This is a genomic window from Methanotorris igneus Kol 5 (assembly GCF_000214415.1).
GTDB classification, from domain to species: domain Archaea; phylum AGJL01; class Methanococci; order Methanococcales; family Methanococcaceae; genus Methanotorris; species Methanotorris igneus.
The window spans coordinates 754,351-775,499 of record NC_015562.1; the positions used below are offsets into that span (position 1 = coordinate 754,351).

Annotated in this window: 25 protein-coding genes and 1 pseudogene; 21 read left to right on the forward strand and 5 right to left on the reverse strand. The window is 31.3% G+C overall.

The window, feature by feature from the left end:
- Positions 1–56 precede the first annotated feature (56 nt).
- The gene (locus METIG_RS09245; RefSeq protein WP_172632596.1) at positions 57–275 is read left to right on the forward strand and encodes a hypothetical protein; all 219 of its coding nucleotides are present in this window, start codon (positions 57–59) and stop codon (positions 273–275) included.
- On the opposite strand, the pseudogene METIG_RS09750 reads toward METIG_RS09245, so the two are convergent.
- The 5 genes and pseudogenes from METIG_RS09750 to METIG_RS03645 all read right to left on the reverse strand — a co-directional run bounded on the left by METIG_RS09750 (position 215) and on the right by METIG_RS03645 (position 5,144).
- Positions 215–1,448: pseudogene (locus METIG_RS09750) on the reverse strand (SufB/SufD family protein). The gene METIG_RS09245 and the pseudogene METIG_RS09750 sit on opposite strands and share 61 nt — an antisense overlap.
- Positions 1,435–2,166: a Fe-S cluster assembly ATPase SufC gene (sufC, locus tag METIG_RS03630; RefSeq protein ID WP_013798889.1), complete on the reverse strand. Its 732-nt coding sequence runs from the start codon at positions 2,164–2,166 to the stop codon at positions 1,435–1,437. The pseudogene METIG_RS09750 and the gene sufC overlap by 14 nt, the downstream one beginning before the upstream one ends.
- Positions 2,167–2,222: 56 nt before the next feature.
- Positions 2,223–3,143, reverse strand: a complete 921-nt coding sequence (gene nadA / locus METIG_RS03635) for a quinolinate synthase NadA (RefSeq protein ID WP_013798890.1) — start codon at positions 3,141–3,143, stop codon at positions 2,223–2,225.
- Between the two features lie 38 nt (positions 3,144–3,181).
- The gene (locus METIG_RS03640) at positions 3,182–3,583 is read right to left on the reverse strand and encodes a 4Fe-4S binding protein (protein WP_013798891.1); all 402 of its coding nucleotides are present in this window, start codon (positions 3,581–3,583) and stop codon (positions 3,182–3,184) included.
- A 22-nt stretch (positions 3,584–3,605) separates the two neighbouring features.
- Positions 3,606–5,144, reverse strand: a complete 1,539-nt coding sequence (locus METIG_RS03645) for a homocysteine biosynthesis protein (protein WP_013798892.1) — start codon at positions 5,142–5,144, stop codon at positions 3,606–3,608.
- A gap of 279 nt (positions 5,145–5,423) precedes the next feature.
- On the opposite strand from METIG_RS03645, the gene METIG_RS03650 reads away from it, so the two are divergent.
- The 20 genes from METIG_RS03650 to METIG_RS03740 all read left to right on the forward strand — a co-directional run bounded on the left by METIG_RS03650 (position 5,424) and on the right by METIG_RS03740 (position 20,665).
- Entirely contained in the window at positions 5,424–5,813 is a 390-nt protein-coding gene (locus METIG_RS03650; protein ID WP_013798893.1) for a DUF61 family protein, read from the forward strand.
- Between the two features lie 12 nt (positions 5,814–5,825).
- Positions 5,826–6,002: a hypothetical protein gene (locus tag METIG_RS09545; protein WP_013798894.1), complete on the forward strand. Its 177-nt coding sequence runs from the start codon at positions 5,826–5,828 to the stop codon at positions 6,000–6,002.
- Positions 6,003–6,006: 4 nt separating this feature from the next.
- Complete coding sequence (locus tag METIG_RS03655) at positions 6,007–6,288, forward strand: hypothetical protein (protein ID WP_013798895.1); 282 nt, start codon at positions 6,007–6,009, stop codon at positions 6,286–6,288.
- 71 nt (positions 6,289–6,359) lie between these two features.
- A complete protein-coding gene (locus METIG_RS03660; protein WP_013798896.1) occupies positions 6,360–7,052 on the forward strand; it encodes a glycosyltransferase family 2 protein in 693 nt (230 codons plus the stop codon).
- A 179-nt stretch (positions 7,053–7,231) separates the two neighbouring features.
- A complete protein-coding gene (locus tag METIG_RS03665) occupies positions 7,232–8,962 on the forward strand; it encodes an SAM-dependent methyltransferase (RefSeq protein WP_013798897.1) in 1,731 nt (576 codons plus the stop codon).
- Positions 8,963–8,975: 13 nt separating this feature from the next.
- The gene (locus tag METIG_RS03670; RefSeq protein WP_013798898.1) at positions 8,976–9,266 is read left to right on the forward strand and encodes a hypothetical protein; all 291 of its coding nucleotides are present in this window, start codon (positions 8,976–8,978) and stop codon (positions 9,264–9,266) included.
- Positions 9,267–9,289: 23 nt separating this feature from the next.
- Complete coding sequence (locus tag METIG_RS03675; protein ID WP_013798899.1) at positions 9,290–10,609, forward strand: restriction endonuclease subunit S; 1,320 nt, start codon at positions 9,290–9,292, stop codon at positions 10,607–10,609.
- A 22-nt stretch (positions 10,610–10,631) separates the two neighbouring features.
- Positions 10,632–10,907 carry a TIR domain-containing protein gene (locus tag METIG_RS03680; RefSeq protein ID WP_281033979.1) on the forward strand — a complete coding sequence of 92 codons (276 nt, stop codon included), beginning with the start codon at positions 10,632–10,634 and terminating at the stop codon, positions 10,905–10,907.
- Between the two features lie 53 nt (positions 10,908–10,960).
- Positions 10,961–11,329, forward strand: a complete 369-nt coding sequence (locus tag METIG_RS03685) for a hypothetical protein (protein ID WP_013798900.1) — start codon at positions 10,961–10,963, stop codon at positions 11,327–11,329.
- Between the two features lies 1 nt (position 11,330).
- Positions 11,331–11,822: a hypothetical protein gene (locus METIG_RS03690; RefSeq protein WP_013798901.1), complete on the forward strand. Its 492-nt coding sequence runs from the start codon at positions 11,331–11,333 to the stop codon at positions 11,820–11,822.
- 70 nt (positions 11,823–11,892) lie between these two features.
- Positions 11,893–14,943: an HsdR family type I site-specific deoxyribonuclease gene (locus tag METIG_RS03695; RefSeq protein ID WP_013798902.1), complete on the forward strand. Its 3,051-nt coding sequence runs from the start codon at positions 11,893–11,895 to the stop codon at positions 14,941–14,943.
- 19 nt (positions 14,944–14,962) lie between these two features.
- Entirely contained in the window at positions 14,963–15,307 is a 345-nt protein-coding gene (locus METIG_RS03700; RefSeq protein WP_013798903.1) for a M56 family metallopeptidase, read from the forward strand.
- A gap of 46 nt (positions 15,308–15,353) precedes the next feature.
- The gene (locus METIG_RS03705) at positions 15,354–15,656 is read left to right on the forward strand and encodes a nucleotidyltransferase domain-containing protein (RefSeq protein ID WP_013798904.1); all 303 of its coding nucleotides are present in this window, start codon (positions 15,354–15,356) and stop codon (positions 15,654–15,656) included.
- Positions 15,657–15,675: 19 nt separating this feature from the next.
- A complete protein-coding gene (locus tag METIG_RS03710; protein WP_013798905.1) occupies positions 15,676–15,957 on the forward strand; it encodes a hypothetical protein in 282 nt (93 codons plus the stop codon).
- Positions 15,954–16,247, forward strand: coding sequence for a transposase (locus tag METIG_RS03715; RefSeq protein WP_157209541.1), 294 nt, complete (start codon positions 15,954–15,956; stop codon positions 16,245–16,247). Before METIG_RS03710 ends, METIG_RS03715 begins: the two co-directional genes overlap by 4 nt.
- A 99-nt stretch (positions 16,248–16,346) precedes the next feature.
- Complete coding sequence (locus tag METIG_RS03720; RefSeq protein WP_048055518.1) at positions 16,347–16,859, forward strand: IS1595 family transposase; 513 nt, start codon at positions 16,347–16,349, stop codon at positions 16,857–16,859.
- 54 nt (positions 16,860–16,913) lie between these two features.
- On the forward strand, positions 16,914–18,533 hold the full coding sequence (locus tag METIG_RS09105; RefSeq protein ID WP_013798906.1) for a pentapeptide repeat-containing protein: 1,620 nt from the start codon (positions 16,914–16,916) through the stop codon (positions 18,531–18,533).
- A 9-nt stretch (positions 18,534–18,542) separates the two neighbouring features.
- Complete coding sequence (gene pssA, locus METIG_RS03730) at positions 18,543–19,145, forward strand: CDP-diacylglycerol--serine O-phosphatidyltransferase (RefSeq protein WP_013798907.1); 603 nt, start codon at positions 18,543–18,545, stop codon at positions 19,143–19,145.
- 49 nt (positions 19,146–19,194) lie between these two features.
- A complete protein-coding gene (locus METIG_RS03735) occupies positions 19,195–19,848 on the forward strand; it encodes a lipopolysaccharide kinase InaA family protein (protein WP_013798908.1) in 654 nt (217 codons plus the stop codon).
- 49 nt (positions 19,849–19,897) lie between these two features.
- Positions 19,898–20,665: a proteasome assembly chaperone family protein gene (locus METIG_RS03740; protein WP_013798909.1), complete on the forward strand. Its 768-nt coding sequence runs from the start codon at positions 19,898–19,900 to the stop codon at positions 20,663–20,665.
- The last annotated feature ends 484 nt before the right edge of the window (positions 20,666–21,149 follow it).

The following is a 21,149-nucleotide window of genomic DNA, read 5'->3' on the forward strand; positions in this document are numbered from 1 at the left end:
TTTATGAGTTTTAGATATATTTATATAGGACTTTATAAAGATAAAAACATAGATGGGTGGAGCTCGGGGTCATCTCGGAGCGAAGCGACGAGAACTTAAAAACCGTTAGGTTTTTATGTCCACGACAGGGGCAGAGACACTCTTGTGTGGCTGATGACGCCCAAGTCCAATATGGGTATTTACTCACCAATACCCATATTGGACAGACCCCCAATTATAATGCATTTTCTAAGGTCATATCCATAATTCTTTTTATACGGGATGCAAGTTCTTGAGGTAATCCTTTAATGTCCATGCTTAGGAATCCTTTTATTATTAAAGACGTTGCTTCATCCTCATTCAAACCTCTCGCCATTAAATATTGAACCTGTTCTTCTGCAATTTTACCCACTGCTGCCTCATGGGATAACTCTAAGTTATTTTTATATGCATCTAATGTTGGAATTGCACTCATGTGGGCGTTATCTGACAGTATAAGGCCTCTGCACTCCAAATGACCCTTAACATTTTCTGTTTTACCAACCAAATGTCCTCTTGCAATCACTTCCGCGTTGTCATCAACAACGACTCTTGAAATTATCTCTGCACTGCTACCTTTTCCTTCCAATATGGCTCTTGAACCAACATCCATTTTTGTCTTCTCTTTACCATACAATATTGTTTGGAAGGAAACCTTTGAATTTTCCCCTATGCAATGTGCAGTAGGATACATCTGCATGGATTTAAATGGCTGCATGGTTACGTAGTTGTTTATGGCAACGGCATTATCCTCAAGCACAAATCCAGTTCTTGGCCTAACATGGACATTTTTCCCCCCAATTGTGTATCATTGTGAATGTTAATTTTCCGTTCTTTTTTATGTAAAATTCTGATATTCCAATATGCAATCCTGATTTTACATGGGGGGCTGTTGCACATCCTGTTATAACATGCAGCTCTGCATTTTCTTCAACTATAATTATATTATGCACATTTTGGGATGTATTTTCACTACCTATAAACAAACATGCCTGCACAGGCATTTTTACCTTTACTCCTTTTGGTACTCTTATAAAGTAACCATCTGTCCTTTCCAATTCAGCCCTTGCAGTGTATTTATCCATATCAACCTTTACAGCTTTCCAGTAGTAGTTTATTAACCAATCATACTTTTCCAAGGCCTTACTTATTGGCATAATCTCAACATTATCAAAGGCCTTTGAATAAATTACCTCATTATCTATTTGCAAGTAGGAACCAGACCTCTCCTTTTCTTCAATATCAATCCCAGCATTTAAAAGGGATTTTTTATAATCGTCATCAATATCTTTTATAGATGATATCTTTCCATACTCAGTATCTTCTTTTGTAGGGTATTTACTTAAATCAATGTCCTCCCCAAATGCAGCAGGTTTATCAATTGCCTTTTTAGCCAGTTCCTTAAGTTCTTTTAATCTATCTTGTAGAATCATTATAAACACCCTCATACCCTTCTTCCACGATCCTATTCAAAATTTCTTTTGGTTTTCCAGACAGGATAATTTTCCCATTATACAGCACATGGGCTTTGTCAGCATCTATGAAATTTAAAATATATCCCAAATGCGTAACTATTAAGCCGGATTTTCTCCTCTCATCCGGTTCTTTGTTTTTGTCGAGCATTTCATTTATTATTCTTCCAATTAGCTCCACATTCTCAACATCAACTCCAGAATCTGGCTCATCAAACATTATAAAGTCAGGATTTTGGGCATATAATTGCAAAATTTCAGATTTTTTCCTTTCACCACCAGAGAACCCAACATTCACATCCCTATCTAAGAAATTTTCAAATTTTAATCTCTTTGCCATTTTTAAGATTTCCTTCTCATCACGCTTTGCTATAATTTTTAACAAATCCAACAACTTAACACCTTGAATTGCTGGAGGAGTTTGAAATAATATTCCAATTCCCCTCTTAGCCCTCTCATGCATTGGAAGATTGGTTATATCCTCCCCTTTAAAGATCATCTCCCCACCAACAACTTCATATTTTGGATTTCCCAATATCGTACCTATTAACGTTGATTTTCCAGTACCATTGGGCCCAAATAGAACATGCACCTCTCCTTCATTAATTTTTAAATTTAAATCTTTTAATATTGTTTTATCCCCTATTTTTACGGATAAATCATGAATCTCCAACATAAAAACCACCAATGTAATCTTTAAAAGATTAAATGAGATGAGATTAGGCAAATTGATTACTTTACACTTAACATCCTCTCTATTGCAATTCTTGCTTTTTTGATTATTTTCTCATCGAGTGTTATCTCGTATTTTTCCTCTCTTAAGCATCTTTCAACCTTCTCTAACGTTATTCTCTTCATTGGGTCACAAATAGCATCCTTCCTTAATGGAATTAATACCTTCTCTTCTCCAGTTTTTTCGAGTTCGAGTTTTATCCTCGTAATCAACTCACACTCAGTGCCTATAATAAACTCTTTCTTATCAGAATTCAAAACATGCCTTATCATTCCACCAGTGCTAAGAACATAATCTGCCAAATCCTGAACTTCTGGATCACACTCAGGATGCACAAGAAGTTCCGCATTCGGATACTCTCTCCTAACCCTCTTAACATCCTCGACAGTGAACTTCTTATGCACATAACAATGCCCATCCTCAGGAATTGGAATAATCTCTTTGTCAGTTCTTTTTGAGACAAAGTATGCGAGATTTCTATCCGGACCGAATAAAACTTTGTCACAATCGAGAGAGTTAACTACCCTATCCGCATTCGCTGAAGTACATGTTGCATCCGCAAGAGCCTTTGTCTCAGCAAGCGTATTAACATAAACAACAACCATCGCATCAGGATGCTCCTCCTTCGCCTTCCTTACAACCTCAGCCGGCAACTGATGAGCCATAGGACACTCGATATCTTTTATTTCTGGTATGAGAACTTTTTTGTCACTATTCAAAATTTTAGCAGTTTCCGCCATAAAATCTACTCCACAAAAGACAATAATATCAGCATCCGTCTCCTTCGCCTTTATACAAAGCTCCAAAGAATCCCCAACAAAATCCGCAATCCTCTGAATTTCCTCTCGTTGGTAGTTATGAGCTAAGATAACAGCATTCTTCTCTTCCTTTAACTGACTAATCCTCTGAACTATGTCCATTTAATCACCCCATCTATTTTTTCTTTTTGTTGAATGGATTAGATACTCTCAGAAATTTTTATAGCTTTAACCACACATGCCTTAATGCAGCTTTTACATCCTATACATTTTTCATCGTCAAACACAACATTAAACTCCTCATCCATTTTAATAGCATCTACAGGACAGAGGGATACACATGAACCACAATCAATGCATTTTTCTTCATCTTTTTGTATGACTTTTTGAATTTCTACAACTTCCCCATATTTGCTAAAGAAATCTAATGTTTTATTTATCTGCTCTTCTGTACCCTCCAATTCCAAAACCAAATGTCCTTTTTGTGACTCTATTTTTGCCCTGAGTATGTTTAGGCTAATTTTTGTATTCAATATTGCCTTTGAAATCAAAGGTTTGTGGACATTTTCTGGAGGCACATTGAGTATGATTTTCTTTTTCATAGTGACCACCATAACTCTTATTTTATTGGAATGTAATTGAATAACCGACTAATTTCGATAAATCTTCGGAGGTTACCATTCCTACGACTTTGTTTTCTTTGTCTACGACTGGGACTCCTGAAATATTGTACTTATCCATTTTTCTTGCTACAACGTCAACTGGCTCGTTTACAGTAGTAGTAATCACATTCCTCGTCATAATCTCCTCTATAGACTTCTTGTTCTGAGCAATAGCTCTCGCTATATCCCAAGAAGTTATAATACCAACCAACCTTCCAAACTCATCCACAATAGGCAAGTGATTTATATTATTCTTAATCAATATCCTAGACGCTTCTTCAATAGTTATGCCAATTGGAGCAACAATTGGTGGTTTGCTTAATATTTCTCCAACAAGCTTCACATCTGACTTCATCGGTTTTGCAGAACCCTTTCCAAGAACATCAACCCTCTCAGTTAAGAAAAACTCTCCTTTTAAAATCCAATCCTTCAACTCCTTAGCAATCTCTCTGGACATTTTATAGCTTGAGACGGATGATGTTTTTATCGTCTTCTCAACCTTCTTACCATCAATTTCAACTTCGATGGTGATTTTTCCTTTTCTTAACTCTTCGTAATTAGTCCTTGCTACGACAGGCCTATCCCTCCTTGGAACTCCGTAATCTATAATCGACACTTCGATATCTCTATCCCTTATAGCACAACACTTTGCAACCTCCGCATTCAATACTGGAATCGGTACACCAACACCAACAAACAAAGTACTTCCATAGTTTGGTATAGTTGCTGCCCTCAAGTATTTCCTATCCATCTGCTTCAAATCCCCTTTAACCATTAACGTTCCAAATGCATTATCTGGATTATGTTGCGTTCCTTCCCCAATTATATAACCAATTCCCCCACCTAAGAAGATTCTTGTTCCAATTCCAATAGTATTGTAGGTTTTGGTTTTTCTATTGTAATCGTTTTGTAGTGGGTTTAACTGCCCAGCCCCAGAGTAGTTTATGTTTCCAAACTCTGGAAGGAGTGTTCCCATGTAGGTGTAAATCTTTTCATCCCTACTATTTGTTGCAGCATTGTAGGTTTGGTAGGAGTTCCTTGGGTTTACCAATATTGCTTGGTTTATATCATCCAAAGTTATTGTTGTTCTAACTTTCTTTCTTGGGTAGCAATCAGTTGTATAGCCCTCTGCAACGAGTTCAACCTCTTTCCCAGCGACTAAATCCTCTATAACGTGAGCTCCTCCATAGTCGATGTCTATATCTGGGTCTGAGTTTGGTTGTGTTGCTCCTATGTAGGTATCTACAGCCGCAAGTCCTCCATAGCACTCAACACCATTCAAATAGATTTTTAGCATTTTTATTGGCGGGTCTGCATGTCCAAAGTTTAAGAAGACCCCACTCGAGCACATTGCTCCGAACGTTCCAGTTGTAACAACATCAACTTCTTCAGCCGCCTTCTCAGACCCAACATCCTCAACAATCCCAATCATCTCCTCCGCAGTAACAACTACAACATCACCACTCCTTATCTTTTCATTGATCTCCTTAATTGTTTTCATACTAACACCTCATTTAACGGTGTTAAGTATTTGATTATTAAAATCATATATATACTTAACGGTATTAATCAAAAAATTTGTATATTCCAAGGTATTTTGCATGTCATAGTATTTTTCCAGATTCTCGAAAAGTATTTATAACTACACCGACACAATTTAAAATAGTGTTTACAAAGTTTTAGAAATTATTTTTAGAGTTTGTTTTTTGTTAGCGTTTAGATTTTGATGTTTATTTTAACTTAAATTTTTGACCTAAATTAATGTATAAAGTGGGAGAGTATGGACAAAGAGATTTACAGGCTTATTTATGATTTAAGTCCGCGATTTAAAAGGAAAACTTTAGGAGAACTTTTAAATGAAGATAAGCCATATATTATTGTAAATGGTAAAAGACATAGGATTAAAAAGAGGGAACTTTTAAAATTAAAAGAAATTGCCAGTGAAGATTTGGAAATACCAATAGTTTTAGAAGTTGATGCTTCATTAGAAAGTGGAACTATAAAGGTCTCGGGAAAAGAGGCGGTTAAAGTTGTATCAAAGATACTTGGGAGAGAATATAACCCATTTTCAGAGGAGGATGTTTTATACATCTACAAACCAGAACTCAGAATTTTAAGGAGAGAACTGCCAACAACAACACAGTTATTGTTTAGGTTGTCTATGGATTAATATGGTGGTTTTATGCTAAAAAGGAAGAAATATTATGGTAGAGACCCTCTAAAAAAAATTATGAACGACCCAGAAAAAAGAGAAAAAATATATAAAATGCTATTCATATTAAATATATGGGTTTGGTTTTCAATGTTTCTTGGAGCAATTATTTTTATAGTTTTGATGTATTACTCACTCAAAGGGTGATTTAATGCACGAATATGTGATATATTTCACACTGTTCTCGTTGGCAGTTGGAGCATTAGCGTCTTTAAAATTGTCATTTAAGAAAAATACTGCCAATGTTCTTGTTGGGGAAGGATTATTGGCAGTTATAGTAGCAACATTCATAGTTGTTGTTTCAAATTATTATGGAATCTCTTTTGGAGAGACGATAGCACTTTTATTGCTTGTTAGTGGCCCAATTGGAACAATAGCATTCTCAAAAATTATGAAAAAAAGTAATTCTATTTCTAATTCTAATAAATGTTAATTGTTAATTTTATTAATAAATATAGTTTTATTTATTTAGTATTTTAATTTAATTTTTAATTTGGTGGGATCATGAACAAGGATGATATATTTGTCGTTATCCCCGCATATAATGAGGAGAAAATGATTGGAAACACGTTGAGGAACTTAAAAAAAGAGGGTTATAAAAATATCATTGTTGTAGATGATGGAAGTGTAGATAAAACTTCAGAAATTGCAAAAAAAGAGGGGGTTATTGTCTGTAGGCATATATTAAATAGGGGGTTAGGAGGAGCATTAGGAACTGGCATAAAATGTGCCTTATTATATAAACCAAAGATTATTGTAACTTTTGATGCTGATGGGCAACACCATCCTAAGGATATTGAAAAAGTCGCTAAGCCAATTTTAGAGGAAGGTTATGATGTTGTTGTAGGGAGTAGGTTGATGGATAAAAATGAAGTAAAAAACATGCCATTAGTTAAAAGAATTGGAAATTGGGGGTTGAATTTTATAACCTATCTAATGGGGGGTTATTTCACAACAGACAGCCAAAGTGGGTTAAGGGCATTCTCTTATGAGGCGGCTAAGAAAGTAATAAAGGATTTAAAGAGCAATAGGTATGAGGTTTCATCTGAGTTTATTGTATTGTTTAAAAAACATAATTTGAAATTTAAAGAAGTGCCAATAAAAACTATTTATACCGAATACTCAATGTCAAGGGGGACTAATGTTAAAACGGGCTTTAAGATTCTATTTAAGTTGATTATGCAGAAAATTACATGATTTTTTTATTTTTTATTTTTGAGTGGATTTTGTGGAATAATAGAATTAGAGTTAGGATTATTAAATAATATTAACTATTTTCTTTAATTTAATATTCCTTTATAATCGAAAAATTTATATACATGTTTTTCCAATTACATAGTGAAAACATTAAAATAACTATCTAAATTGGTGATGGTATGAAATTTAGAAATATTGAGCCAAGGTTTTTGAAAGCTTATAATATATTAATGGAGAAATTTGGGCTATTTCCATTTACCTATGACATGGCTGAAAAGGTTCTTAAAGATAACTATGGAAATATAAATGAAGTTTTATCCAAGTTGGTTGATGCGGGATTATTAGAAAAGGCAGCAAAAAAGGAAGATAAAAGAAAGAAAATTTATAAAATAAAGCCATTAACCAGTGAAAAAATTGAAAAGGCAAGTAAAGATAAGTTAATTAGCTTGCTTAAGCAGGGGGCTGATTTGATAAGAACGCAGGTAGATTATAAAGTATTACTGTTATTTTTGTTTTTTAAGGCGATTAGTGATAAATATCTCTTAAAAGTTGATGAATTAAAAAAGGAGTTTGAAGATTTGGATGAAGAAGATATTTATGTATTGGCAAATGAGGAAATTTTAGAACTTTATGATGTTGAGAGTAAAAAGTTGTATGTATGGCATGAAGTAGCAAATAAGCCAGAAGATTTTATAACTGCATTAAATAAAATTATTGAGATGAATAAGGAGAAATTGAGCGGGTTAGATGAGTTAATAAAAAGAACTGGACTTCCTACATTATTTGAAAATGAAAATAGGCACATTGTTCAACATTTAATTAATTTATTTAGTAGAGCAGATTTTTCAGAAGCATCTTATGATATATTGGGAGATGCTTATGAATGGACTTTAAATTATTTCGCTCCAACAAAGGCAAAAGAGGGGGAGGTTTATACACCTATTGAAGTTAGCAAATTAATTGCTCATTTAGTAGAGCCAAAAGATGATGAAGTGATTTTAGATCCTGCATGTGGTTCTGGTTCTATGTTGATAGAACAGTATAGATTTGCAGGAAGTAATCCAAATATTGTATTAGTTGGACAGGAGAGAAACGATGTAACTGCTGTTTTGGCAAAGTTGAATTTTATACTGCATGGAATTAACTTAAAAGATGCTAAGGTGTTTATTGGAGATTCTTTACTAAATCCAAAGTTTGAGAGTTTTATTAAAGAAGTTAAAGGAACTGAAAAGGCAGATAAGGTTGTAGCAAATCCACCATGGAATCAGGATGGTTATGATGAAAACACCCTAAAAGTGAATGAAAAACATGAAGATATTTATGGATATGGCTTTCCAAACAAAAACTCAGCTGATTGGGCATGGGTTCAGCTTATAAATTATTACACTGAAAAAAAGGCAGGGATTGTTTTAGATTCAGGGGCTTTGTTTAGGGGAGGGAAAGAGAGGATAATAAGGAAGAGATTTGTAGATGATGATTTAATTGAGGCAGTTGTTTTATTGCCTGAAAAGATATTTTATAATGCCCAGGCACCAGGGATTATTTTAGTTTTGAATAAGGACAAACCACAAGATAGAAAAGGAAAAATTTTGTTTATCAACGCCTCTAATGAATATATTAAACATCCAGAAGTTAGAAGGTTAAATAAACTATCTGATGAGAACATTGAGAAAATAGCGAAAGCATATAAAGAGTTTAAGGGTGTTGATGGCTTTTGTAAGGTTGTAGATATTGAGGAGATTAAGAAGAATGACTATAACTTAAATGTTTCTTTGTATGTTGCACCTATTGAAGAGGGAGAAGAAGTTGATTTAAAAGAGGTCTATGAAGAGCTTAATAAATTGCATAATGAGTATTTGGAGAAGTTTGAGGTTGTTAAAGGTTATTTAGAGGAGATTATTAAGCTTTAAAAGGGTGATAGAAATGGATTTGACACTCTTTATTATTTACTTTATATTTTGGATAATTGTCAATACTATTGAGAGTTTTAGAAAAATTTCAGCAATCATTGGGTTATTTCTATTAATGGGAATCTTCTTAAAGTACATGGTTTTTGTTCCAACCCTATACAATACAGGAGATGTTAGTTTATGTGCTAATTTGATAACTTCTTTAATCTATGATTTTGTTCAGTGGGCATTACCACCATGGGCAGGTTTTTTCATAGGTTCAGCACTTTCGGGTAATTATAACAATATACAACAAATTATTTAATTTGAGACAAGAGGGGGATTATTATGCAATTTTATAAAGAAGAGAATTTCAAAGATTCAGAGATTGGCAAAATTCCAGAGGATTGGGATGTTAAAACATTAGATGATATTAGTAAAAATATGTATTATGGAATTACTGCTAAAGCTGTTGGTGAATCTACTATATTAAAAATGATTAGGACTACTGACATCAAAGATTATAAAATCGATTGGCAAAATTTACCATATTGTGAGATTACTGAAAAAAGAAAAAACAATATTAGTAAATATTTTATTAAAAAAGGAGATATTTTAATATCAAGGGCTGGAACTGTTGGAGTATCAGTATTGGTTGATAGAGATGTTGATAATGTAATATTTGGTTCTTATCTTATTAAAATAGACCTTAAAAATGATTATGTTAATCCACAGTTTGTATATTATTACTTACAATCTCCTTATTACTGGAATCATATAAAAAATACTTCCGCAGGCAGTACATTGAAGAATATTAACCTACCAATTATAAAATCCTTAAAAATCCCCCTTCCTTCCTTAGAAGAACAGAAGGCAATAGCAAAGGTTTTAAGTGACTTTGATAGTTTGATAGAAACAATAAATAAACAAATTGAGACATTAAATAAAACAAAAAAAGGAATGATGCAGCAGTTATTAACTGGCAATATAAGAGTTAAAATTAAAGATGGAAAAATAACCTTCCAAAAGGAAAATAATTTTAAAGACACAGAGGTTGGCAAAATTCCAGAGGATTGGGAGGTTGTTAGGTTGGGGGATGTTGCATACAAATTTATAAGTGGTGGTACACCTTCTACTAAAGTACCGCAATACTGGAATGGAGACATCCCATGGATTAGGAGTGTGCATATTACTAAATTCTATATTGATAAAAACTCCATTGAGCAATATATAACAAAAGAGGGACTAGAAAACAGTGCAGCAAAGATTGTTCCTAAAGGCAATCTAATAATTGCGACAAGAGTGGGAATTGGAAAATCTGCTGTTAACTTAATAGATGTAGCGATTAATCAAGATTTGACTGGGATTGTGCTTAATAAATCAAAAATTGAACCCTTCTTTCTTGTATGGTATCTTAATTCACCCAAAATCACGAGTTTACTTGAGTCGTTCTCAAGAGGGACAACAATAAAAGGCATTCCGCAAGATTACATTAGAAAGCTGGTAATCCCCCTCCCTCCCCTCGAAGAACAGAAGAAGATCGCCGAAATATTAAGCAATATAGATAAAAAAATAGAGATAAAAAGAAAAGAAAAAGAGCAAGTAGAGAAGGCTAAAAAGAAAGTAATGGATTTATTGTTATCTGGAAAGGTGAGGGTAAGAACATGAGTATAGCCATAGATGAAAAAAGATATTTAGAAGATCAAATAAAAGAAAATTAAAGGAAGAATTAGAAAAACAAATAATGCCTGCCAGCTGTGTTATCGTAATTGCGGGGATGTATGTAAATTATAGAGAATGGATTCAAGAAGAAATTAAAATTGCTAAAAAATATGGAAAACCAATTATAGCGGTAAAGCCACGCGGAAATCAAAAACTTCCAACATTTATTCAAGAAAATGCCGATAAAATTGTTGGCTGGAATGCTAACTCAATAATTGATGCAATAAAGAAACTATGTAAATAAAAACTCAAATTCTTAAATTAAATTTTTTAGCATTAATAAAATTTGGTGAAATTATGCCTACAAAGATAATCATAGAGTTGCCTCAAACATTAACAAAAAAAGAAGCAATAGAAATTTTAAAAAGAGAGGCATTAAAAAAGAAATTTAAAAAAACCAAATTATTTGAGAAATACTCAAAAAATAAAGATATTGCCTTTAAAATTGCTGAATATGTTGATAAATATTTAAAAAGATATTATAAGGACTTAAAATATGAGATTTTATTAGATTACGATTTAGATGATGAGGTAAATATAATTAGGGTTTTTGTCAAAGGCATTGACTTAGATAATCAACTACAAATTGAGGAAAAGTTAGATAAGATAATAAACTCAAAATTTGAAAATGCCTCACTGCACAACATTGTAATTGTTGAGGGGTAAAATGGGGTTTAAATGCGAGGAATTTAAAGAAATTGCCGATAATCTTCCAAATTTTAAATCTCTTCCCAACGAAGGAAGATATAGGGCAGCAATAGGAAGATATTACTATTATACTTTTTTAACAGTAAGAGACATGATTTATAGAGTAGATAAAAGAGAAGATATTGAGAAATATTATTCATCAGGATTAATTCATAGTTTTATTAGGATATATCTCAATAAATTTTCAAAGAACATTGGCAGTGATGAGTTAAATATCGCATCAATGTTATTATCTAAATTACATTTTCTTAGAAAATTGGCAGATTACAACACTAATGAAAAAATAACCTATAAGCATGTTTTAAGAGCAAAAAGATATTCCCAATCCATTATTGAAATACTCAACAATTTAGAATACAATGGTGTTGTTGGCTTTGAAACTATTTTAAAGCACTTAAAAGAACATGGAAAAGAAGAGGGAGATGAATATAAATACTTTCCAAGAGTTTAAGATTTTGATGAAACTATTACCACAAAAATAACCATAGAACTACCTCAAACTTTTATTTCAGGTGAATAAAATGCCAATTCCAGAGAATTATGTGCATAAAGATATAGAAGAGAATTTAAATAAATTAGGTTGGGGAGAATTGAAAGGATATGGGGGGGAGGCATTTAGCAACTACATAATAAAGCCAATATTAGAGGAACAACTAAAAATTATAAATGACCATATAGAAGAATACAAAGATGAATTTATTGAGAAAGCAATAAATAAACTAATGAATGAACCAAAACCAGAGGAGATTTTAGATTATATTAAAAATGGGGTATTAATAACTTTAGATAAAGGAAGGAAGGGGCAAATTTCCAATAGAGTTAAATTAATTGATTACAAAAATATTGAGAAAAATCTTTTTAACTATGCCCACGAACTAAAATTTAAAGGAAACGACAACATTATTCCAGATTTTACCCTATTTATTAATGGCATTCCAATAGTTATAATAGAGGCAAAAAGGGAATTTTCTGAAAAAGAAACTTATGAAGAGGCAATAAATCAAATAAATAGATATGAAAGAGATGCCCCAAAATTATTTAACTATGTGCAGTTTGCCATTGCTTATGGAGATGAAAAACTTTATGTTCCAACATATCCAAACGAAGAAAAAGAAGATAGATTTAAAAAGCCATACAAATGGAAAAATGAGAAAAAAGAGGAAGATATTTGGGATTTATTAAAAAGGGAGAGAGTTTTAGATATAATAAAGAACTTTATATTTTTTAGTAAAGACAGGGCTGGAAGAAAAACCAAAATTATCCCGAGATATATGCAATATTGGGCAGTAAAAAAAGCTTATGAAAGAATAACCAACTACCTAAACAATAAAGATTATAAAAATAGAGGGTTAGTTTGGCATTGGCAGGGAAGTGGAAAGACCTTTGAAATTTTATATTTGGCAGAACTATTTTATAATGAATTTAAAAATAAAGACCCTATTGTTTTTATAATGGTGGATAGGAGAGAATTGGAAAATCAATTTAATGATGATATTATAGCTTTACAAAATGCAACTTTTAAAGATAACTTCAAAAAAATTAACAGCGTTGAAGAACTTAAAGAAGTTTTAGAGAGAATAAAAAAGTCAGAAGAAAATCCAAATATTTCAGAGAAGGGCGTTTATTTAGTTATGATGCACAAATTTGATAAAAATAAATTAAAGGACTTTATAGAATCTTTTGGCTCAATTGATAAAAAAGAAATTTTGATTTTGAGGGATGAAGCCCACAGAACTGAATCAGGTAAATTTGCCACTTTAAGAAATAAGATTTTAAAAAATGCCATTGCTATTGGTTTTACAGGAACTCCAGTTCATAAAAAGGATATGAGCACATTTAAAGAATATGCCTATCCAAAAGAAGGAGAGTTTTATTTAGATAGGTTTTTTATTGAAGAATCGATAAAAGAGGGCTTTACTTTACCTTTAATTTGGAGAGTTGTCAGACCGAGGGATATAAAAGATATCTCAGAGGTAGAAATAAAAAACATTATAGAAAAATTGTTTGTTGATGAAGAAGATGCAGATAATATTGTTGTATCTAAAAAGGAAATTGCTGAGAAAATAAAATTATCTGATTTATTGAAAAGTGAAAGCAGTATAAAAGAGGCATCAAAATACATAGCAGAGCATATTTTAGAAGACACTGAAAACTTTAAATTTAAGGCGATGGTTGTAGCTCAAGATAGAAAATCATGCATTTTGTTTAAAAAATATTTAGACAAATATCTTAAAGAAAAAATAAAAGAGTATAATGAAGACTGGACTCAGGTTGTTATTACATATCTTCACAATGATGAGGTAGAGATTGAAAACTACAAAAAAATGGTTGAAGAGAAATATGGTAAAAATATAGAGGAATTAAATAAAGAATGGGCTGATAAATTTAAAACTTCAGATGAACCAAAAATTTTAATTGTCAATAGAAAATTATTAACCGGTTTTGATGCTCCAATATTAAAAACTATCTACATCCACCAATTTCTTAAAGATTATCTCTTACTTCAAGCGTCTGCAAGAGCCAACAGACCAGCAAAAAATAAAAAATATGGGCTTATTGTTGATTTAACGGGGATATTAATTGAAAACTACAAAAAGGCAATTGAGGATTATAACCTATACAGGGATGAGGCAATAAATAAGGATATTTTAAACAACTTATTTGTTGAGACATCAAAAATCTGGGAAACCTTCTTAAAGAAATTAGATGAATTTAAAGAGTTATTTAAGTTAATTGTAGGGATTGAGTTTGATGATTTCACTGCTAATTTAAAAAAACAGAAAGAAGCAGAGAAAGAATTTAAAAAAATTATAAGCAAAATTATTTTAAGTGATAAATTTGATTATTTCTATGCAAAACTTAGAGAACTTATTCAATTATTTGAGGCTGTTGGAGCTTATGGGGAAAAACTAAATTATTATGAAACCTATGAATGGCTGAAAATAATATCTGCTGGAATAAATAAGCAGATGAGACCTAAAAGTTATAAAATTCCATATAATCAAATAAAAAAGGAAGTAATAAAATATTTAGAGTTTGATAATTATACAGATATTGCCTCAATCTTAATAAATCCTCAACTATTGGAGAATTTAAAAAATAAAGATGAAATTAACATAATAGTTGCGGATATGATTTATTATGCTTTAGATACACTTCAAAATAAAAGAGAGCCAATATATAGGATGATATACAACAGGATAAACGAGCTAAAAAACGCATATATTTCAAAAACTAAAAAAAGCGAGCATGTAATTAATGAGCTAATAAATTGCTTAAATACATTAAAAACCTATGAAGAGGAAGAAAAAACATTATCAAAATCAGAAAAGGCAATAAAAAATATACTATTTTATTTAAAGAATGTAGAGAACTACAATATTAAAAAACTTCCATTAACTGAAAAGACCTTAAAAAATTTGGAAGATAAAAAATTAATAAAACCAAGTGATTTTGATAAAATTAAAAGATTTTTATTCGTTGATTTGAAAAATGCTATTAAAGAAACTGAAAAAAGAAGAAAAGTATCAAGCAAAATAGTTGAAGAGATTATTAAACCAATTTTTACTTAAATAAAAATTCTGTGATAGAATGAAAGATAGAAAAATGTTAAATGAAATATTGAGCGATACAATAAATGAACTAAACCTAAATGACAAAAAAACAAATATAAAAATTAAAATAAAGCCACTTAAAAGAAAAATCGCTTCTATCTCATTAACCAATAAAACAATTTATATAAATAAAAACATACTGCCCTATTTAAGTGATGAAGAAATAAAATTTATTTTAGCCCATGAACTTCTACATCTAAAATATGGAAAATATCATATAAATGAATTTGAAGAAGAACTTTTATTTTTATTTCCAAATAAAGAAGCAATTTTAACAAATCTTATAAACAAACTGCATCAGAAAAATAATAACAAGGAGTAAAATGTTATGTGGAAGGAATATATACTGAAGATGAGAGGAAATTATTATGAACGAAGAAAAAGCAATAAAAGAGTTCGTGAATGCATTAAAATCAAAATATAAAGGCAGAATTAAAAAAATTATATTATTCGGCAGTTATGCAAGGGGGGACTATACTGAAGAAAGCGATATTGACATTTTGATAGTTGGAGATGTGGATTTTGATTATGTCATTGATTTATGCACTAAACTGCTGTTAAAATATGGAGTTGTTATAAATGCAATTATTGAGAGTGAAGAGGTGTTTAACAAAAAAATAAACTGGTCATTCCATAGAAATGTTTTAGAAGAGGGGAGAGCGTTATATTAAATAACTTTAGGTGAGGGATGTGGAGAAGAAAGTTATAACAAATAAAGAATTTATTGATAGATTTGTTAAATGTTTGAAAAATGGAACAAAATTTGAATTAAAGGATTATGTTGTTGATGGGAATGTTGATATTTTAGAGATTTACAAAAAGATTAAAGAAGAAATCAAAGATAAGGAAAAATTAAAAGAGTTGATTGAAGAAAAAGATGATGTAATTTATGTTAAAATTAATATTGAAATACGCTCATCTTCGTTTAGGGTTACATATATAAATGATAAACTTAATATTGTAATCTTATGAGCGTCGAGGTATATAAATTATTCATACCAAAGGATGAAGAATGTATTGAAGTTATAAGAAGGGTTCGATGGGGTAATGGATATATTTGTCCATACTGTGGTTCGAAAGATGTTGTTTTAAAAGGTAAAGAAAGACGCAAACCCTACATCCAAAGATACAGATGTAACTCGTGTAAAAGACACTTCAACGATTTAACTGGAACGATATTTGCTAAAAAAACGAATAACTTTGGGAGAAATGTTTTATATAGCCAAAAATTTAGGAAACTCCTCAATCAATCAAATGTCTAAGGAATTGGGAAGAGATTATAGAACAGTTCATTCGTTTGCAAAAGAAATTATGGAGTTATCTGAAAAGGACAATCTTTTAAAAAAATTACTGGAAAAGAATTGGAGATAGATGAATTCTACGTTAATGCTGGAGATAAAGGCATTAAAAAAGAAAATAGTCGAAAAAGAGGTCTAAAAAGAAAAGGCAGAGGTACGTATAAAAGTGAAAGGCCTCCAATAATAACCCTATATAATCGAACGGACAAAAGAGTACTTACTTCCGTTGAAACGAATTTAAGCAAGACCAAAATTTGGAAAATGATTAGCGAGGTTAATTCAGACGATTTAATTGTTAATACAGACGAATATACCATTTACGAAAATTTAGAATCCCATCCAAAAGTATTTAAACATTTGACAGTTAATCATGCATCGAAAGAATACTCTAACGGCATCTCCCACGTTAATAACTGCGAATGCTTCCATTCGATAATCAAACCCCATTTAAGAAAACATCGAGGCATTAGTCGAAGAAATCTCCACTTATATGTAAGCTTCCATACATTTATCTATAACTATAAATCGAACTGGTTCTCTAAATTACTATCGCTTATATTATGTAATGATACTTGAAGATGAGCGATTGAAATAAATATTGAAAATGTTGTATTTAATGGTAATTTCATAATGTTCAAGATAGTAGAAAAAAATATAAGAATTAGAATTGTATTTGAGAAAAATGTTAATTTTAGGTATTCAATATTTAAAGGAGGAATTGATTTTAGGTGTTCAACATTTGAAGGAGAAGTTGATTTTTGGGGTTCAACATTTGAAGGAGGAGTTTATTTTATTTTTTCAACATTTAAAGAAGGAGTTTATTTTATTTTTTCAACATTTAAAGAAGGAGTTTATTTTATTTTTTCAACATTTAAAGGAGGAGTTTATTTTTGGGATTCAACATTTGAAGAAGAAGTTTATTTTTGGGGTTCAAAATTTAAAGGAGAAGTTGATTTCAGCAATTCATCTTTTAATATAGCAAAATTTGAAAAATCAACATTTAAATCCATAACTAAATTTACAGATATTTCATTTGGTCAGTTATCCTTTTTAGAAACAATTTTTGAGGACATTGTCTTTTTTAAAAAGAAAGAAAAAGATAAAGATAAAGGAATAGTAATTTTCAACTTGGTTAATTTTAAAGAGCCAGAAAATACAACATTTATCAATTTTTCGTTATCAAAAACATCTTTTTTATTAACGGATGTAAAAGACATAACAATAATTGCAGAAGCGGAGAAAATTTTAGATGATTATTTATTAAAATTTATAAAGGAAGAAAAAGAATTGTTTGACAAATTTAAAAATCTATTAAATGATATTAATGAATTAAATAATAAAAAGAATTATCCTTTTACTAATGAAAAAGAGTTGCAGGAATGCGAAAATAAACTAAAAGAAAAAAATCAAGAATTGGATGAATTAACCAACAAAATAAAAGAAAAAATAGACAAAAAATATGTTAATTTTGATAATACTAATCAATATAAGGAATTTTTAAGGGCTTTGGTAGATATTATTTCACCATATTTAAGAGAGGAAACAGTCCTAAAAGAATATAGAAATATAAGAAAATCTTTTGAGAACAATAGGACATTTGTTGAAGCTTCTGAATTATTTATTTATGAAATGGAGTTAATGAGAAAAATAGTTGTGCCAAATTATGAAAAATATAAAATTATTATTTGGATTTTAATAATTTTAATATCTGTATCATTACTATTTGGTTTGTATTTTACAATGATGCTAACACTATTAGTAATCTCGCTACTGGTGATTTCGTATATAGTCGCATACTTGGGGATTACAAAATATTTATTAAAAATCATAAAATATCTAAAAGAGCTTTTAGAAGGAATTTCATTTGATATATACAAAATAACATCAAACTATGGAGAATCAATAACAAAACCAATAATAATATCATTAATTTTTGTGTTGTTTGTATTTCCTATTTTACTACCGAACATTGACTTAAAAGCTTTTGATTCAGTAGGTTTGTATATCTATAATCACACACCAGAACCATTAAAAACTACAATGGCACATTATAATGAATTACTTGGGCAGACATTAAGAGCATTTTTCCAATTAGGAATAGATAAAGATATCATAAATTCAACTACTAATCCAATACAAAAAGAACAATTACAAACATTAGCAAGTTATGAATGGTTTATAAGAATCATCTCATTAATCCTACTCGGTAGTTTATTCATAGCAATTAAAAGAAGATTAGAAAGAAAGTAAAGTGGGAATATGTTCAGCATAAGGAAAATAATAACCATCTCTGATTATGTTACAATGGCAAACATCATATTTGGACTTTTAGCAATATTGTTGCATGATTTTAGGTTTATCTACTTATCCATTATTTTTGATGCCATGGATGGTTTTGTTGCAAGGAAAACAAATACCGTCTCTGACTTTGGGGCTGAGTTGGATAGTATTTGCGACGTTGTAAGTTTTGGTGTTGCCCCTGCGTATTTGCTTTATTATAATTTTGAAAGTAACTTTGCCTTAATCTCTGCGTTGATTTTTGCTCTATGTGGGGCTTTGAGGTTGGCAAGGTTTGGAATATTGAATGTTAAGCATTTCGTTGGCTTGCCCATTCCAGCAGGTGCTTTGGTTTTGGCATCATTTTGTGAGGTTTTGGATAATAAAGTTTTAATTTCAATTATTGCAATAATTGTGGGGTTGTTGATGATTAGCGACATAAGTTATCCAAAATATCCACATAAAGTGTTGATTGGAGTATTTTTTGTGTCTTTGGTATTGGCAATGTGGGGCTTTGTGTATCCAGTATTGCTGTGTGGGGTTGGTTATGTGTTATACGGCATTTTTAAAACAAAATCACATTAAATCATATTAAATTGAATTAGCATTTAAAAACAACAAAACTGGGAAAACCATGCTTGAGATTAAAGGATATAACGAAATTATAAAAAACATTTTAAATGAGGAAATCCTTAAAAAACTTATAGATGAGGGTGTAGTTTTTAAAGAAGTTGTTGGTAAAGGACATAGGGGGGTTGTTTTAAGAGGAGAGTTTGATGGCAAAGATGTAGCCATAAAAATACCAAGGAAAGACACCCCAAAAAATACTGTCCTCCATGAAGGAAAGATGCTGGAAATTGTTAATAAGGTGAGCGTTGGGCCAAAGGTTTATAGATACAGCAATGATTATTTAATAACTGAGTTTGTTGATGGTGTGGCATTGAAGTATTATGTTGAAAATCTAACAAAAGACGATAAAGAAAAACTGCTAAAAATTGTAGAAGAAATTTTTAGGCAGTGTGTTAGGTTAGATTTAATTGGTATAGACCACGGGGAAATTCAAGGGGGGAAGCATATCCTTATTAACGACTCAAAAAATAAAGTATGGATTATTGACTTTGATAAAGCAGATATAAGATTCCCAAGGAACTTTACAAGTGCAATATCTTTATTATTTGGTGAAAGTCCTTTATCAAAGAAAATTAAAGAAATCTTGGATGTTTCTGAGGAAGAAGTTATGATGTTGAGAAAGTTTGCAAAGATGTATAAAAAGAAACTTAAAAAATGAGTGACTATAAATATTATTAATAATAAAAATAATCTGAGGAGGGTTATCTATGGTAAAGATTATAGAAAGAAAAATAAGGGATGTTGAGCCATTAGAAAATGCCATTCTTGTGGAGGGGCTTCCTGGTATTGGACATGTTGGGAGGATTGCGGCAGAGCATATTGTCCGTGAGTTTAAGGGGGAGAAGTTCTTAGAGTTGTATTGTTATGACTTCCCACCACAAGTTTTGGTTAATGAGGATGGAACTGTTGAGTTCATGAACAATGAATTTTACATAATAAGAGAGCCAATTCCAATGATCGTTGTTTTAGGAAATACTCAAGCATTGTCCCCAATAGGTCAATACTACCTCGCAGAAAAACTCGTTGAGATTGGAATTAAGTATGGGGCTAAGATGACGTACACATTAGGGGGATTCGGTGTTGGAAAAATAACTGATGTTCCAAAAGTCTATGCTGCGGCAACGTCAAAAGAACTTGCTGAAAAGTTGAAGGAGTATGGAGTTGAATTCAGAAAGGATGGTGGAGGAATTGTAGGGGCTGCTGGGTTGATGCTCACATTCTCAAAATTGAATGGTATTGAAGGAGTTTGTTTGATGGGGGAGACACCAGGGTACTTGGTTGACCCAAAATCAGCAAGGGCAGTTTTAGAGAAATTCTCAAAGATAGTTGGGTTTGAAATTGACATGAAAGAATTGGAAGAGAGGGCAAAAGAAATGGAGAAATTCCTTGAAAAGATTAGAAAGTTTGAAGAAGAAGTTATGATGCAACAACAACCAAAACCACCAAGTGATGAAGACTTAAGATACATTGGATAAATTTGCCGTTTGAAACTATAAAACTATATATACTATAAATGTGTAGTTATTAATTGTGTTTAATCTTGTAAGTCAATACGATTTCGGTTGGAAGTTTGTTTTTATACCCCTGCCCAGATGCGGGAGTAAAATGGAGTCCCAAGAGGGCAGGGTTAAAACCATAGCATAGGCGGAGCTGGAGTTCTCCCGGAGCGAAGCGACGGGAACTTAAAAACCGTTAGGTTTTTATGTCCGTGACAGGGATGGAGACCGATGATATGTTCCCGATGAACCTAGAGGGAACTGAGGCTGATGACATCCAAGTCCAACGTAGACATTATGTCTATGATTGTTCACGTTGGACAGACCCCTAACAATAGTCCTACTTACTCTATTTTTAGTTTAGTTCTGTTTCTTAATACGTGTAATTAATTTTATTGTAATTCTGTTTTTTAAGTTTCTATTGCCAAAATTTTAACCCAAGCCAATATTTTGAAATGTTATC

Bases quoted from the DNA above. Each gene is read 5' to 3' on its own strand.
- METIG_RS09105 (WP_013798906.1), top strand. From the start codon at position 16,914: ATGTTCAAGATAGTAGAAAAAAATATAAGAATTAGAATTGTATTTGAG.
- METIG_RS03740 (WP_013798909.1), top strand. From the start codon at position 19,898: ATGGTAAAGATTATAGAAAGAAAAATAAGGGATGTTGAGCCATTAGAA.
- METIG_RS03700 (WP_013798903.1), top strand. From the start codon at position 14,963: ATGAAAGATAGAAAAATGTTAAATGAAATATTGAGCGATACAATAAAT.
- METIG_RS03665 (WP_013798897.1), top strand. From the start codon at position 7,232: ATGAAATTTAGAAATATTGAGCCAAGGTTTTTGAAAGCTTATAATATA.
- METIG_RS03655 (WP_013798895.1), top strand. From the start codon at position 6,007: ATGCACGAATATGTGATATATTTCACACTGTTCTCGTTGGCAGTTGGA.
- sufC (WP_013798889.1), bottom strand. From the start codon at position 2,166: ATGTTGGAGATTCATGATTTATCCGTAAAAATAGGGGATAAAACAATA.
- METIG_RS03660 (WP_013798896.1), top strand. From the start codon at position 6,360: ATGAACAAGGATGATATATTTGTCGTTATCCCCGCATATAATGAGGAG.
- pssA (WP_013798907.1), top strand. From the start codon at position 18,543: ATGTTCAGCATAAGGAAAATAATAACCATCTCTGATTATGTTACAATG.
- METIG_RS03735 (WP_013798908.1), top strand. From the start codon at position 19,195: ATGCTTGAGATTAAAGGATATAACGAAATTATAAAAAACATTTTAAAT.
- METIG_RS03715 (WP_157209541.1), top strand. From the start codon at position 15,954: ATGAGCGTCGAGGTATATAAATTATTCATACCAAAGGATGAAGAATGT.
- METIG_RS03650 (WP_013798893.1), top strand. From the start codon at position 5,424: ATGGACAAAGAGATTTACAGGCTTATTTATGATTTAAGTCCGCGATTT.
- METIG_RS03670 (WP_013798898.1), top strand. From the start codon at position 8,976: ATGGATTTGACACTCTTTATTATTTACTTTATATTTTGGATAATTGTC.
- METIG_RS03705 (WP_013798904.1), top strand. From the start codon at position 15,354: ATGAACGAAGAAAAAGCAATAAAAGAGTTCGTGAATGCATTAAAATCA.
- METIG_RS03645 (WP_013798892.1), bottom strand. From the start codon at position 5,144: ATGAAAACAATTAAGGAGATCAATGAAAAGATAAGGAGTGGTGATGTT.
- METIG_RS03695 (WP_013798902.1), top strand. From the start codon at position 11,893: ATGCCAATTCCAGAGAATTATGTGCATAAAGATATAGAAGAGAATTTA.
- nadA (WP_013798890.1), bottom strand. From the start codon at position 3,143: ATGGACATAGTTCAGAGGATTAGTCAGTTAAAGGAAGAGAAGAATGCT.
- METIG_RS03675 (WP_013798899.1), top strand. From the start codon at position 9,290: ATGCAATTTTATAAAGAAGAGAATTTCAAAGATTCAGAGATTGGCAAA.
- METIG_RS03685 (WP_013798900.1), top strand. From the start codon at position 10,961: ATGCCTACAAAGATAATCATAGAGTTGCCTCAAACATTAACAAAAAAA.
- METIG_RS09545 (WP_013798894.1), top strand. From the start codon at position 5,826: ATGCTAAAAAGGAAGAAATATTATGGTAGAGACCCTCTAAAAAAAATT.
- METIG_RS03690 (WP_013798901.1), top strand. From the start codon at position 11,331: ATGGGGTTTAAATGCGAGGAATTTAAAGAAATTGCCGATAATCTTCCA.
- METIG_RS03640 (WP_013798891.1), bottom strand. From the start codon at position 3,583: ATGAAAAAGAAAATCATACTCAATGTGCCTCCAGAAAATGTCCACAAA.